The sequence below is a fragment of the Treponema pedis genome, from assembly GCF_017161325.1.
GTDB lineage: Bacteria > Spirochaetota > Spirochaetia > Treponematales > Treponemataceae > Treponema_B > Treponema_B pedis.
In genome coordinates, this window is record NZ_CP045670.1 from 2,694,275 (window position 1) to 2,709,281 (window position 15,007).

Genomic DNA, 15,007 nt, shown 5'->3' on the forward strand with positions numbered 1-15,007 from the left:
GTACACTATTTTAAATAAAATGTCAATAGGAAAACTATTCTTTATCAAGATTTTTTTAACCAAGTTAATATAATTAAAAAAAACGGAACCGATATTAAAACCGATTCCGCTTTGAGCTATTCAGGATTCGAACCTGAGACCCACGCCTTAAAAGGGCGTTGCTCTACCTACTGAGCTAATAGCCCGATTTCGTTTGCAACGGTAAGGATTTTAACATAGTTTCAAATAAATGTCAATACTAAACCCGAGAAAAAAGCATTTTTTTTCGGTATTTTTTCAAGAAGGTATAACTTCGGCTGGTAATATTGCCCAGCCTCGTTAACTGCGAGTTTGCCTTTCGGCAAACGTCGGATATTGTATACCGTTTCTCACTTCGTTGCAAAACGGCGGAAATTCCGCAATCCTCAGAATTTGAAAATTCTTGCGGTTGCAGAATTTGTAGGAAGGTTAAAAGTAAGCTCCTAAAATAGCGTCGCTTAATTTTAACTGCTAGTTTGCCTTTCGGCAAACGTCGGATATTGTATACCGTTTCTCACTTCGTTGCAAAACGGCGGAAATTCCGCAATCCTCAGAATTTGAAAATTCTTGCGGTTGCAGAATTTGTAGGAAGGTTTATTTAAGGCAGCGCAAACAGCTTGCTTTAAAACACCTTATTCTTCCAACAGCTCTTCCCAATCTTTTTTTAAACTTTGCTTTATATTTTCATTCTCCTTAAAGCGTCTTTTTGCCGACTTGGACTTTATTTCCTTCGCTTTAAAGAATTTTTCCTGACGTTTTGCTCTGCGTATTCTTCCTCTATCCTCTTTTATTAACTGTATGTAGAGCCTGTACCTTGCACGGTCCAGTATACCGGCTCCAACAGCTTCCAAAACGGCACAGCCTTTTTCGCATGTATGTGTACAATCACGAAAACGGCACTTAGCCTTTAATTCAATAATATCGGAAAAAGAATGCTCTTCACTGCCTGAGTCCCATATACCGAGTACTTTCATACCGGGAGTATCCATTATAACCCCCGAATTTTCTCCCAAAGAAATTATTTGCCGGTTTGTTGTCGTATGAGTACCCTTATCGATTTTTTTGTTAATTTCATTTGTACGTAAAATTTCTTGCCCCGCAGCGCTGTTTATAAGACTCGACTTTCCTACACCGGAAGAACCTATCAGCACTGAAGTTTTTCCCGTTTTAAAGTATTTGTTTAGATTTTTTAAACTGTCAGGTTCATAAATACTTACACAGTATACTTCTAAATGAGGATAAATTTTCTTTATCAAATTTTTAGCCTGCTCCCGATTGTCCGATAAGTCAGCCTTTGTTAAAAGCAAAACAGTTTCAATATTTTGCAAAGCGAAAACATAACGAGCCAGGCGATTTAAATTAAAATCCTTATTTAAGGACATACATATAAAAGCCGTATCTATATTAGCTGCAATAATTTGCTCAAGCTCAATACCTGCTCCCGGGTCGGTTCTTGAAATTTTATTTTTGCGTTCATATAAAAAATCTATAAACACACTCATGGAATTTTCCTGCCGGGTAAATCCTACCCAATCTCCTACAACCGGATATACACCGGAACTTTCGCATTCTTTTTTAAAAGAGCCTTTTAAAACGGCTTCTTTTTCGCCTTCTTTACATATTATTCTATAGGAATTTCCTCCGAAAAAAATAATACGTCCTACCTCTTTTTCAATTTTTTTATCTTTAAAAAAATCTTCAAAGCCGAAATTTAAAAATGTTTTCATAATGTTTCCTTTAAAGAGTAGTTATCTCCCGGATTTACATCACAAAAAATTCAAATTTAAAGAATTAAAATATAAAGAATTTAAGGTGAGAATCGTTTAAATAAAATTGATTTGATAAAAATGCGGTTTACAAAGAGCTTCCGGGAGTAAGACCTTTACCGCTTGTTAAAAATATTTTTGTTGTCATAAAGCACCTCCCATAAGTTTTAAAATTTAATGTATAAATATTACTGTAAAATAAAATTTTTGTCAAGCAGGTTGGCGCAACCTGTTAAACAAAATGTATTACATTTTTAGCCTACGAGGTTTTTTACGTTTTTTAATCGGCTTTAATAACCTCAATTGCAGCTTCCTGTAATTAAGCTGCAATTGGAGGTTTAATAAAATCTCTTAAATAAATTTTAAAATTTTACTACTATATGTAAAATAAAACTAAAGCCCGTGAATTTCAGAGGCTATGCGCTCCAATGCATCTACTGTTCTAACACCGGGCGTAATTTCGGAAAGTTTTACTCTTATAAATTTTCCGTTTTTTACGGCACTGACATCTTTTAACACCGGATTTGCTTTTAATTTTTCTACCTTCCCCTTAAAATCGTCATCGTTTCTTATGCTTACTCCGTAGTCTACGATTATTATTACCTCCGGGTTCCCTGCAACAACTTCTTCCCAATCGGCCTGTCCCCAAGTTTTTTCAACACCCTTACCCGATAAAATATTTTCACAACCTATCAATTTTAAAATATTTGCAGTATAGCCTTCAAAAACCGTAAAAGGCTTTCCGTCTTCGGAATCAAAAATAAAAACGGTTTTATTCGGAAGTTTTTCAAGTTTGGTTTGAATTGCCGAAAGTTTTTCTTTTTGCATTTTTACAAAATTTTCAGCCCTTTCACGGCAATCGAATATCTCGCCGAATTTTAATAAATCGTTAAAGTTAGTTTCCAAATCGGCATTTATTTCTTTCATAGAATTCGGAATAAAAATCGGAATATTATTTTTTACTATGTTTGAGTATTCTATCCCACGTTTTGTAAACGGAACGGGCCAGCCTGTAACAAAATCAGGCGACTTACTCATAAAGATTTCGTATGAAGGCCACTTTTCGGCTAAAACCTCCACCTTATCGTAAGCGCTTTTAAGTCCCGGTAAAAGCTCTTCTTCCAAAAAAGCCGTTCCCGCCATACGCTCCTCCAAGCCGAGAGCCAACATCATTTCGGTTGTTGCCATACTCATAGATACCGCGCTGGAAGGAGAGACCTTTACGGAAAATTTTATTTCATTTCCGTCAAAATTTTCACTCCAGGAAACTTCCGCCGTATTTTGCATAAGGGGCTCTTCTTTTTTGCTGCAACCCGTTATCAAAATAAAAAGTGCAGTACAACAAAATAAAACTCTACTTAATTTTTTCATTTTTTTTCTCCCATAAATAATAAAAACTATTATATAAAAAACGGCAAAAAAGTTCCAGCAAGGTAAAAGCAACAGGCACCTTTTAAGCAAAATAAGCAATTTAAATATAAACAATAAATTCCGGCTCAAAAAGAATCTTAAAATTTACACCGTAAACGCTTTTTAAATTCTCCTCGGTTATAATTTCCTTAGGTTTACCGGCCCTATAAATTTCCCCTTCTTTTAATAAAACAGCTTCATCGCAATATTTTACGCAAAGGTTCAAATCATGCATAGATAAGATAACCGTTCCGTTAAATTCGGCAAACATTTTCATAAATTCCATTTTATATTTTATATCAAGATGATTATCAGGCTCATCTAAAATTATAACCTCAGGTTCCGAAGCAAAGACTTTTGCCGTAATAATACGTTGTCTTTCACCTCCGGATAAAGAAAAAAAATTACGTTTTTTTGCCCACAACATTCCGGTACGTGCCAAAGCGGCCTCAACTATGTCGGCGTCATGTTTATTGTAATCCTGCCATATCTTTTTATGAGGATATCTTCCCATATAAACAATATCTTCGGCACAGAGTCTCATATCCAATTCTCCGTTAAATTGACTTAATACACCGGTAATGCGGAAATACTCTTTTTGAGGAATTTCAAAAATATCCTTCGAATTAAGAAATATTTTATTTTTAACCGAAATATTTTTATAAAGATGTTTCAATAAAGTGCTTTTCCCTGCACCGTTAGGCCCGAGAATCCCCACCATTTTTTTTGAAGGAATATTAACGGAAATATTTTTTAATATTTTTTTACCGTCTGCTTCATAATTTAAATTTTCTATTTTCAATTCCATATCAAAAACTCTTTTTTAAAATTTTGATAAACAGAGGTGCTCCGGCCAATCCCGTAACAACGCTGATAGGTAATTCGGAAGGTGAAAACATTGTCCGTGCAAATGTATCGGCAATCATTAATCCTGAAGCGCCGAAAACCGCACTCCATAAAATTAAGGGTCGGTGCATAACACCTATAAATTTTCTGCCTATATGAGGAACAATTAGACCTATAAATCCGATAACACCGGCCTTTGCGGTCAAAACGGATACGGCGGCGGAGGTAACAAGTACAACGGCAAAGCGTACACGGTTTATATTCAAACCGGTTTCGACTGCGCTTTCCAAACCCAATAATAAAAGATTAAATTCTTTATTTAAAAGTAAAACTATAATAACAAGCGCAAGCAATGCAAAAGCCGGTAAAATTAAGTCGGCATATTGGATACCTGATAAACTGCCTGTAGTCCAAAACATAGCGGAACGGACTTGAGCTTCATTTTTCGACGAGTAAATCATATATGTCGTAATTGCGGAGAAAAAAGCGTTGACACCGACTCCCATAAGTATAAGTTTTACCGGGTCTCTGCTTTTTCCGTTTAAAATAAGAACTCCGCCCATAGCAAAAATGCTTCCCAAAAAAGCTCCCATATAAATATTAAACGGAGAAAAAATCGAAAAAAAATGTAAAATTATTGCCGAAACCGCTCCGGCGGAAGCGCCTGATGAAATCCCTAAGATATAAGGTTCCGCAAGGTCGTTTCCGGTAATTCCCTGCATACAAACTCCGCACACGGATAAGACCGCCCCCGCAAGACCTGCAAAAATTACTCGCGGTAATCTGATATTTAAAATAATTTGCTTACCTATAGAAAAGGGGCCGTTTTCTTTTTTAAAGACTGAAAACAAAACTTCAAGAGTTTCGGTAAAGCTTATCTTAAAACTGCCCCAAAACAAACAGACAAAAATTGAAATTAAAATAACAGAAGAATAAAATAAAAAATATTTTATATGTGTTTTATAGTGCATAACACCGTCCCGATTTTATCAAATTATAAAGCTAATTCGGATTCTATGAAAAATACCCAATTCATTTCCGCAGGATTTACATTTAACCCGATAAATCGGGCATATTCCCGATTTTTTGTTTATTCCCTTTGTAACTTCCCAAGAATCTTTTGCACCGCAGTATTTACAGTTTACTATTCTTACCCGTTTTCCGCAACGGGTATATTTAAAACGAGTGCGGGTTTTATTTAGGATCAAAAACCGACTAAGCGCCAACCGTAATTATTCTATCTACACTTTGTTTAAGTAAATCGCTTACATGGTGCGAAATTATAATACAGGTTTTAGTTTTGTCGGATAAAAGCATATTTTCTATATTTGCTGCCGTTTCATTATCCAAAGCGGAAGTTGCTTCGTCCAAAAGCAATATAGGCGTATCTTTTATTAAAGCCCTTGCAATGGCAAGCCTCTGTTTTTCACCGCCCGATATTTTTGAAGCACTTTCTCCGATTTTTGTTTCGTACTTTTCAGGGAGGTTCAAAATAACTTTTTGTAAACCGGCACGGCTAACGGCATCTTCAATTTTATTTTCATCAAATTCGCTGTAAAGAGATATATTGTTTTTTATCGTGTCATCAAAAATAAAAGGAGACTGATGCACAACAGAAACCAAATTAAAATAATCTTCATCGGATATATTCCGAATATCTACACCGTCAATTTTAATTGAACCTGCATATCCGGTAAATTTTTTATAAAGAAGACTTAAAAGTGTAGATTTTCCGGCTCCGCTTTTACCGACTATTAAAATTTTTTCGCCTTTTTTTATCTGCAAGTTAAAACTTGAAAAAACAAAATTCGGTTCAATCGCCTCTGTTTCTTCCAAAGACAATCCATCATCATCTTCGGATTCTTCAGGATAAGCGAAACTTACATTTTCAAAAACAATTTCATTTTCAAACGATTTTTTTGAAGTTAAGTCAACCGCTTTTTCTTCCATATTCAATATCGGAGTTAAATCTTTTATTATTGCCCTTGCCGCAAAGATTGATGTAATTAACCGGGTTAAATTACCTAATGGATAAACTATAAAAACAACTAATTGACTTGCAGCAATAATTACGGAAACTTTAAAAAATCCCAGAAGAACAAGCACTGCCCCTAAAAAGAAAATACCGATATAGGTTATATTTGAAAATGCTTCAGAAGCAGTATTTGAAAGTATATTCATAAAATCAATTTTTATAAGTTTTTTTGTATTTTCTTTATTTACATTTTTGTGTAAAACTTCTATCTTCTGTTGTAAATTATATGATTTAATTAAGTCAAAAGCTTCAAAAATTTCTTTAATTGCTATTGTGTATTTTTCACCGGCTTCAACCGATTCTCCCTGAGCCATTTCGGTAGGTGCAACTAAAAACTTTGGAACAAAAAGTTGAATCGAACCTATAACCAGTACAAAAACAGCAAGCCTCCAATCCAAAAAAAGGAGCCATGCAACCGAACCTAAAAATTGAAGAATTTGCGGATAAAGATCGCAGATTTTATAGAAAAAATTATAATCCATTTTTTCTACATATTTTGTCATATACGCCACATAAGAACCCGAATTTTTTTTGGCATATTCGGACGTATTCATTCTAAGGATTTTTGACATTAAAGCATTGCGAAGATCCATACTTGCATTTGCCAAAGCTCTTGTTTGAAGAACTCCGGTAAAAAGGTCAACAAAAAATTCTATTGCAATATAAGCTAAAAAACTGATTAAATATAAATGCAGTTTTTCTAAACTTCCGCTTGTTGCATAATCTATAGAGATCATCATTACATAAGCAATTCCTACTTCTAACGCAGTAGAAATAGGCTGGAAGAATAAATAGGCAATACCGTATTTATTCTTTAAAAATTTCAGCATAATATTTTTCCTTTAAATAGAGCCTACCCTAAACCGATATGGTAAACGGATAGGCTAAATAAAAACATCGCCCATAAACTTAATTGGCGATGAAGAAAATAGAAATCTTATAAAGATTTCATCCGACCTCTAGAGTATCCTGAAAAAAACTGATGTTTTTAGAGGATTTCTTTTAGTGATTTCCGCTTCTGCGTTTGCCACAGTCGCTACCTTCTTGGTGTGAGAAATATCCTGATCCACACCCACGAGTTTTTAACTCTGCAGGTTGTTTCTTAGTACAAATAACTTTCATGCAGCATACCTCATATTAATAAATTTATTTAATTGCATAATATTCGCTTGAATTAAATAAGCAGGTCATTACGCATTAAATAGTTCTTAATTTTTAACCGTTGAATTTATTTTTGACTATAAATTCCGTCACACTTAAAATATATTTCTTTACCTCCACAATATGGATAGTCATAGCAACTCAAACACATTTCAGGTAATTCAAAAACTTTTTTGTTTAAAATATTGCAAAAATCCGAATTTGATAATTTTTGATATGAATTTATAATACACCTATCTTATATCCCTTTCTAATAAAAATTCGCCTCCAAAAAATTATAAATATATCATTAATATAAGAATATGTTTTAATGTCAATCAATAACTTCATTATAAAATCATCAATAGTTTTTTAGACATCCTTGCATGTTCATTTTTCCATGATTGATAACAATAATCACATCGTAAATTACATCTGTCAGTTAATGATAGAATATAATTTATACTATTTGCTTCATTATCTGAAAGAAAAAAATCATGATCTTTTAAAAATTCGATATCTGTTGGATTGTTGTCTACATAATATAACTCACTTTTTCAAAAACTTCAAGATAATTTGTAAATTTTAAAGACATACTCATACACCAAACATGTTTTTTTATTATAAGATTTTTTTTAATCCTGTCAAGTCTCAGTATTCTCTCTATTCATATTGTTGCATAATGCAATAAATTATTTAGCAACCTCGGGCTCTTCATAATAATCAAGGAAAATACCTAATTCGCTCCCGCAAGTTTTACATTTAAACCGATAAACAGGGCGCATTCCCGATTTTTTGCTTATTCCTTTTGTAACTTCAAAAGAATCTTTTGCCCCGCAGTGTTTACAGGTTACAAGCCGCACCCTTCTTCCGCAGCGTATACACTTAAAACGAGTGCGGGCTTTATCTTTTGTGTTCGGAATATCGTTCCAAATTCTGCATTTACAAGTGCAAACCAAAAAATCGGGGTGCATTATTTAATATCCTTTTTTTAGGTGCGGTCAAAAATGTAACGATAAAGCCGAACAGTAAAATGATAATCGTAAACATAAGACATATTTTTAAAGAGTAATATTGCAATAAACAGCTTCCTATCATTGTTGCAAAAACGGCCAGAACCGAAGCAAGAGCATTCAATAATGAAATTGCCGATGAAACGACTTCTTTATTCAACATAGGTAAAATATTTGAAAAATAAAACGGTAACACCACACCAGCTGCAATATTATAACACAGTATTGCAATTATAAAAAGAATCGATGATGCGGGTATAAATAATATCCAAGAAATAATCATTAAAACGTATATAAAAATAAAGGCATTTTTTATGTTTTTTACTTTTTTTAATCTTCCCGTCAACAAGGCTCCCAAAAACAAGCCAAGAGCGGCAATGGCTTTTACATATAAAAGACTGCTTCCCCCTAAGCCCAAATTTTCCGCCCTTTTTTGATAGAATAAGCAATATATTGAAAATACCGAAAATGCGGTGGCAAGCAGGACAAAAACAGGCCAATGCGCTTTTTTTGAAAAAATTTCTTTAAAGGATTCTTTTACAAGAAGAGAGGGGGTTGATAATTCGCTCTTTGTATCGTTTCCGGTAAAAACAGCTAATAAACAAGCCGCCATAAAACCGGCACTTGAACATAAAAGAATTATAGGATAAGAAAAATTTCTTTTCGTTATTATCCCGGTAATTAAAAGGACGAAAATTGTAAGAGCCGTAGTTATGCGCCTTGACTTTATAATTAAGGCAGGAATGGAGTTTTTATCTTTATCGCTGTTTTCAGAAGATTGCAGCCAGCCTTCCAAAGAACCGCTAAAAAAAGCGTCACAAGCCGCACCGAATATCATTGCAATAAGAAGAATAATAAACGAAGTATTTAACACCGGCAAAATATAAAAAAGTGAAGCGAAAAAAGCTCCTAATGCATACGTTTTTTTTCGTCCGATATAATCCGCAATAATACCTGAAGGATATTCCAAAATTATTGTTAATATCAGCATAACGGAAGTTAAAACACCAAGTTCTACATAACTTACACTATTTGCCAAAATGTATGCATACAAGACCCCGCTGCCGAAAGCGGCGGAAACGGTGGTAATACTTGAAAGTAAAATAAATAAATTCGATTTTTTCATAACCTTTCCTCCGCTTTGTAGTATAATATAAAATATGTGATTTTACAATTCTTAAAAAATAATAATTATATTATAAAGCATTTAGAATACAATATCCTTCACAAATTCGGCTTTTACATCGGTATTAACAAACTCAACGACAGTCAAATCCGGTATTTGTGAAATTTTTTCACGTATTTCATTTGCAATAATCTTATCTATAGCAGTAAAACAATCATCTAAAACAAGCAGTTTAGGATTGCAACATAAAGCCCTGGCAATCCCGATTCTTTGAGCTTGACCTCCCGAAACTCCGCCCGAATAATTGCCTACTATTGTTTCAAGCTTTTCGCTCATATTTTGAACGTCTCTCTCTAAAGAAGTAATTTTTATCGCTTGTTCAATCGAATATAGAATATCATTATTCGATTCTATTTTATCTATTCCCATACATAAATTTTCTTTTAAAGACATATTAAAAATTTGAGGAGAGGAAGGTACATACATAACAAACGGCGCTTTAAATATTTCCTCTAATGTATCAATTTTTTTGTTGTCTATAAAAATTTCACCTCCCGTAAATTCTTGAAGACCTAAAACAGCCTTTATAAAAGAAGTTTTGCCTGAGGCAACCGCTCCTTTAATCAAAAGGTAATCGCCTTTATTTATGCTTAAAGATTTTTCAATTTTAAAATTGGAAGCAGGATATTCTATTCTTAGATTTTTTATTTCTATATTTTTAAAATCTAAGGATAATTTAACAGAAGAGTGTTGCGTGTAGTTATCGGATATATCCGATATACGCCTTAATGAAACATTGAGTTGTTTTCTGCTTACTAAAAATTGTGCAATGGAATATGAAAAAGACGAAAATGAAACGGAAAGACCCATAAAAAAAGCAAAGTCTCCCGTTGAAAAATTTATCTTATTTAAATTAAAAGCATAAAATAAAATTAAAAATACCGTAAATAGTTCATGGCCTATTTTATAAAGACTTTCCGACGCTTTACCGGCGGCTTTTTCCTTTACTGAAGCTTTACCTGTTTTTTTATTTGTTTCCGAATACGCCTCTATAAAAGAATCAAGCTTGTTATTCGTTTTTATCTCTTGAATCGCATAAATTGAGGCTGTTAAAAATCCTGACGATTTCGATTTCAGTTTTAAAAGAGCTTCATAATATTTTTCCAACAGAGGAAGCAAAAAAGTCAAACATATAACATTTACAATTATAATTATAATCGAAACAATTGTAAACATAATATTCATAGAAAACATAGCGGCTAAAGCTGCCGATGAAATTATAAGCGATGCTGTCAGACTGTTTATATCTGCAATAAAATAACAAAAATTAAGAGGGTCTTCTCTAAATTTATAAGAGGTTTCTCCTGCGATTCTTCAGGCTTAAAAGCTTTAGGCCGATATAAAATTGCTGAAAGCATTTTATCGGCAAGATAATTTCTGATATAAACTCTCAATTTTTCACCGTACAAGGCGTTTATAAATTGTCCCAACAATAAAATTAAAAAATTTGAAAAAAGAAAAATAACAACAATCCAAATTCCTAGAGGAAGTTGAATTCTGCCTTCTAAAAATGAAAAAAGTTGCTTATTAATCCATGCAGGCAAAAAATAACTTGCCAAGTTTAAAAGTAGATAAGAAGCAAAAGCTGCCGACATTAGTTTAAAATTATGCGTAAAAAAATAAACAAGTAAGTTCTTTAAAGTAGTCTTTTCTTTATTACCTTTCATACCAGCCTCCTAGATTTTTAACACTTTCCAATTTTCCTTTTTCAAGAATGAGGCAATCCATATTTTGTAAGGTTTCCTTTCTATGTGCAATTAAAATTGCGGTTTTATTTTTTATCAGCTCAGCAAAAGCCATGCTCAATTTTTCTTGTTCTTCTTTATCCAGTTTTGCAGTAGGCTCATCCAAGATTATTATTTTACTTTTCTTTAAAAAAAGCCTTGCACAAGCAAGAAGCTGTGTTTCTCCTGAAGAAAAATTAGCACCGCCGTCCTCGCAAATATAGTCAAGACCGCCCGGCAGTGCAGAAATTTTTTCATACATTCCCGATTTTTTCAAAGCCTCATTTATTTGCTCATCACTTATAGACTTATCAAACATACGGACATTATCCCGAATACTCGCATAAAAAAGAGTTATTTCCTGACTCACGTAGCCTATACCTTTCATTAATTCTTCTTTACTAAAGTCAAATATTGGAATCCCATTAAATAAAATAGAGCCTTGAGACGGAACGTATAAACCTAAAAGAAGCTTTATTAAAGTTGTTTTACCGCTGCCGGTGCGCCCCTGTAAACCGCAATGCTGTCCGGCTTCAATTTTAAAATTTATTGAATCTAAAACTTTTTCACGCGAACTGTAAGAAAATGAAACATTTTTAAATTCAATTGAATATGTATCGCTATCCATTTTTTTACTTCCGAATCCGATTTTAGGTCGTTCGCTAATGAGACGAGAAATACGGCTTATGTTGGCGCTTAAACCTTGAAAAGTTGTGGACTTTTCGGCAAGAGTTTGAATAGGCCATTCCAAAAACATAAAATAGTTATACAACATAAAACTTTGGCCCAGACTTATTAAGTTATTTTTATAAAAAATAAAAAGGAAAATAATTAAACCGCATTTTTCTAAAAGTAAAATAAAATTATTTAATTCAACAGTAAAAATAAACCTTAATCTAAAAGACTTTTTATATTTAAAAAGCTCCATATACAAGGAGGTCAACTTTTGTAATATTTTATTTTCCGCCTTAAGTATATGAAGCTCTTCTCTTCCTGTAATTGCCTCCGTTACAAGAGAAGTTATTTTTTCTTCAGTCTTTCTAACCTCCTTTACGGCATAAGTACCGCTTTCCGAAAGTTTTAGCATACTAAAAAAACTTATGCAGGAAAAAAATGAAAAAAGTAAACCCAATTTTACCGATATTAAAAAAATAATAAGCAGAACTCCTAAAAGAATTAAAATATTTGCCGCTATATCAAGTAAAAATCTGGAAGCTGAGGATGCCAGAGCCTCACTATCTCCGTCAATACATTCGGTTAATTCTCCTGCACTATGCTGTGAGTAAAACTCAATATCTAAATTTAAAATATTTCTAAAAATATCTTGTCGTACTTTCTCCGTTAATTTCCATGAAAAAATTGTGCTTAGAATATCTCTCAAATTTTGTAATAGTTCTCCTGCCAAAACTATAATGAGGTATGTAAGACCTAATAAAATTATTGTCTTATTTCCGTAAACGGTAAGTCCAATTCCATCAATAAATTTTTGAAAAACTTGAGGAATATATAAGGTTAATCCTATACATGAAAAAAAACAAAAAGCGAAGGAAATAAATAGTATGATATGTTTTTTTGTAAACCGTAAAAAATAAAAAAATGCTTGCTTATTATTCATGCTTAATACACCTCCACATACTTTTATTATAAAAAAATCATTTATAATTTAAGATATCCTAACTTTTAAAAATTTATATAAACTTATAATGACACAAAAGAACGCTTTACTTTACAATTATTACCGGGAGCATAAATAGGCAGCCCTTTACAAATACAAATCTTTTACCTGAAGAAAAACCTATGCTCCTGTCAGGTAAGTGATTATAATCAATAAAAATATTACTTGTTCGTATTTTTAAAGTAAAAAACGATTCATAATAGCATGCAAAAAAGAGAATTACACCAAAAAATTCTATTTTCAAAGCTACTTTTAAGTATATCACAAACACGTTTTTTTTGTAAGCTCTAGATATTCAATACCGTTAAAAAAAATTAAAAACCACGCTTCCATAAAAAAACGCCTGCATCTAGGGCAGGCGTGTTGTATAAAAAAGGCTAAAAATTTATTCTGCCGATTCTCCGGCGGGTTTATCTGTTTGTGCGGAAGCTGCCGCTTCAGCGGCCTTTTTATTTTTCATATTTGCTCTGCAAATTTTGCAAATTTTTGTTTTTGTACCGTTAATTTCCTGTTCGTATAAAACTTTAATACCGGTTTTATTGCATACGGGGCATGTTCCCCTTCCGCGGTTTTGTTCTGCGCGGATTCCCTTACCTCTATGAGCCTTTGACACGGTTGTACCTCCGATTTGACTTATTATCGACTACGCTGTCGGAACCTTTTTTCGATTCCGAATCCGGTTTTGAAGGTTTAAAACCGCTCTTTTTTTCGGAAACGGATTTTTTAGGTTCGGCCTTTTTGGAATCTTCTTTTTTCTTTGAATCTTTTTCCTTTTTTTCAAAGTCGTAGTCTACAAGTTCCAATATCGCTACATCTGCGGCATCGCCTTCCCTAAAACCGATTTTTAAAATACGGGTATAACCGCCGTTTCTATCCTTCATTCTGGGGCCTATTTCCGTAAAAAGCTTCTTCAGAATATCGTTATCCCAAAGATACTTAGCGGCATGTCTGCGGTTATTAAAGGTATCAACTTTTGAGCGGGTTATCAATTTTTCCGCTGTCCTGCGTACTTCCATCGCCTTTTGTTTTGTAGTAGTAATCCGCTCGTATTTAAATAGCGATGTAACCATATTCCGGTGCAAAGCACGGCGATGTGCGGTTGTACGCGAGAGCGGATTAAAGCCGTTTTTATGCTTCATCTGTTTCTTCCTTATGTCTTGATGCTTTAATCGTATTTTTTAGATGACTGAAATCAGTCATACCCAAACGCAAATTGTATTCAGCCAGTTTAGCATGAATTTCCGTCATTGTCATTTTACCGACGTTGCGCATACTGCTGATTTCATCTTCGGTTTTTTGCGCCAATTCTCCTAAGGTTTTAATCCCCGCCATATCCAAGCAGTTTTTCGCCCTTACGGTAAAATCAAGCGTGTTAATCGAAGTGTCCAACAGTTTTTTAATCGCATTATCTTCAGCGTCATCTTCATCATCACCGCGATAATCTTTTTCGTTAAAATTGATGAATATGGAAAAATGCTCTTTTGCAATTTTTGCAGCTTCTCCTAAAACATCTTCAGGGCAAACCGTGCTGTCCGTCCAAATTTCAAGAATCAGTTTATCGTAATCGTTACGCTGCCCTACGCGGCAAGGCTCAATTGCATAACTTACCTTTCGGACAGGTCCGTAAATTGCGTCCAGCGGAATTGTTCCGACAATATCTACATATTTTTCATTTACTTCTGCAGGTACATACCCTCGGGAAAAATCCACTTGAACATCAAGTGAAATATTGGCGCCTTTCATTAATTCCATTACATGGAAAGGCTCTCCGAAAACTTCAAGCTGCCCTTCAACGGCAAAGTTCTTGCTGCTTATTGACGCAGGCCCCTTAAATTCAAAATGAAATTCGCCCTGTTCAGCTTCATTCGAGAGCTTTAATCGAATTTGTTTTAATTTGTTTAAAATTTCCAGCGTATCCTCCGAGACATTCGGAATATTTTCAAATTCGCTGGAAATCGTATGAGGAACACCGTCGGCATCATACGAAGTTATAAGCACAGCCGATATGGCATACCCCTGAATTGAGGACAAAAGAATCCGCCTCAAACAATTTCCAATCGTGGTTCCGAAACCGGTCTCGAACGGGGATGCCGTAAACTTGCCATAGCTTTCGGTTGATTCCTGGCGATCAAATTCCAAGCCTTTTGGCTTTTTAAATCCTTTTAAAAGATTTTTACGGGCCATTCACGTCTCC

13 protein-coding genes and 1 tRNA gene are annotated in these 15,007 nt (G+C 33.9%); all 14 read right to left on the bottom strand.

Annotated elements, in window-relative coordinates; all coding sequences use genetic code 11:
- Positions 1-112: 112 nt before the first annotated feature.
- Positions 113-185 (bottom strand) — tRNA-Lys (locus DYQ05_RS12400).
- 465 nt (positions 186-650) lie between these two features.
- Complete coding sequence (gene rsgA / locus DYQ05_RS12405; RefSeq protein ID WP_206183526.1) at positions 651-1,745, bottom strand: ribosome small subunit-dependent GTPase A; 1,095 nt, start codon at positions 1,743-1,745, stop codon at positions 651-653.
- Positions 1,746-2,177: 432 nt separating this feature from the next.
- Positions 2,178-3,155, bottom strand: a complete 978-nt coding sequence (locus DYQ05_RS12410) for an ABC transporter substrate-binding protein (protein WP_206183527.1) — start codon at positions 3,153-3,155, stop codon at positions 2,178-2,180.
- A 100-nt stretch (positions 3,156-3,255) separates the two neighbouring features.
- Positions 3,256-4,002 (bottom strand): ABC transporter ATP-binding protein, encoded by a 747-nt coding sequence (locus DYQ05_RS12415; protein ID WP_038106749.1) that lies wholly within the window; start codon positions 4,000-4,002, stop codon positions 3,256-3,258.
- A gap of 1 nt (position 4,003) precedes the next feature.
- On the bottom strand, positions 4,004-5,011 hold the full coding sequence (locus DYQ05_RS12420) for a FecCD family ABC transporter permease (RefSeq protein WP_206183528.1): 1,008 nt from the start codon (positions 5,009-5,011) through the stop codon (positions 4,004-4,006).
- Positions 5,012-5,255: 244 nt separating this feature from the next.
- A complete protein-coding gene (locus DYQ05_RS12425; protein ID WP_024465862.1) occupies positions 5,256-6,905 on the bottom strand; it encodes an ABC transporter ATP-binding protein in 1,650 nt (549 codons plus the stop codon).
- A gap of 1,002 nt (positions 6,906-7,907) precedes the next feature.
- Positions 7,908-8,189, bottom strand: coding sequence for a hypothetical protein (locus DYQ05_RS12430; RefSeq protein WP_206183529.1), 282 nt, complete (start codon positions 8,187-8,189; stop codon positions 7,908-7,910).
- Positions 8,158-9,354, bottom strand: coding sequence for an MFS transporter (locus tag DYQ05_RS12435; protein ID WP_206183530.1), 1,197 nt, complete (start codon positions 9,352-9,354; stop codon positions 8,158-8,160). Before DYQ05_RS12435 ends, DYQ05_RS12430 begins: the two co-directional genes overlap by 32 nt.
- A gap of 81 nt (positions 9,355-9,435) precedes the next feature.
- A complete protein-coding gene (locus DYQ05_RS12440; RefSeq protein ID WP_206183531.1) occupies positions 9,436-10,608 on the bottom strand; it encodes an ATP-binding cassette domain-containing protein in 1,173 nt (390 codons plus the stop codon).
- A gap of 47 nt (positions 10,609-10,655) precedes the next feature.
- Complete coding sequence (locus tag DYQ05_RS12445; protein ID WP_206183532.1) at positions 10,656-11,081, bottom strand: hypothetical protein; 426 nt, start codon at positions 11,079-11,081, stop codon at positions 10,656-10,658.
- Positions 11,071-12,753: an ABC transporter ATP-binding protein gene (locus DYQ05_RS12450; protein ID WP_206183533.1), complete on the bottom strand. Its 1,683-nt coding sequence runs from the start codon at positions 12,751-12,753 to the stop codon at positions 11,071-11,073. The genes DYQ05_RS12445 and DYQ05_RS12450 overlap by 11 nt, the downstream gene beginning before the upstream one ends.
- 445 nt (positions 12,754-13,198) lie before the next feature.
- Positions 13,199-13,426, bottom strand: coding sequence for a hypothetical protein (locus tag DYQ05_RS12455; RefSeq protein ID WP_020966387.1), 228 nt, complete (start codon positions 13,424-13,426; stop codon positions 13,199-13,201).
- Entirely contained in the window at positions 13,410-13,952 is a 543-nt protein-coding gene (gene rplQ / locus DYQ05_RS12460; protein ID WP_020966388.1) for a 50S ribosomal protein L17, read from the bottom strand. The genes DYQ05_RS12455 and rplQ overlap by 17 nt, the downstream gene beginning before the upstream one ends.
- On the bottom strand, positions 13,942-14,997 hold the full coding sequence (locus DYQ05_RS12465) for a DNA-directed RNA polymerase subunit alpha (RefSeq protein ID WP_020966389.1): 1,056 nt from the start codon (positions 14,995-14,997) through the stop codon (positions 13,942-13,944). Before DYQ05_RS12465 ends, rplQ begins: the two co-directional genes overlap by 11 nt.
- Positions 14,998-15,007 lie beyond the last annotated feature (10 nt).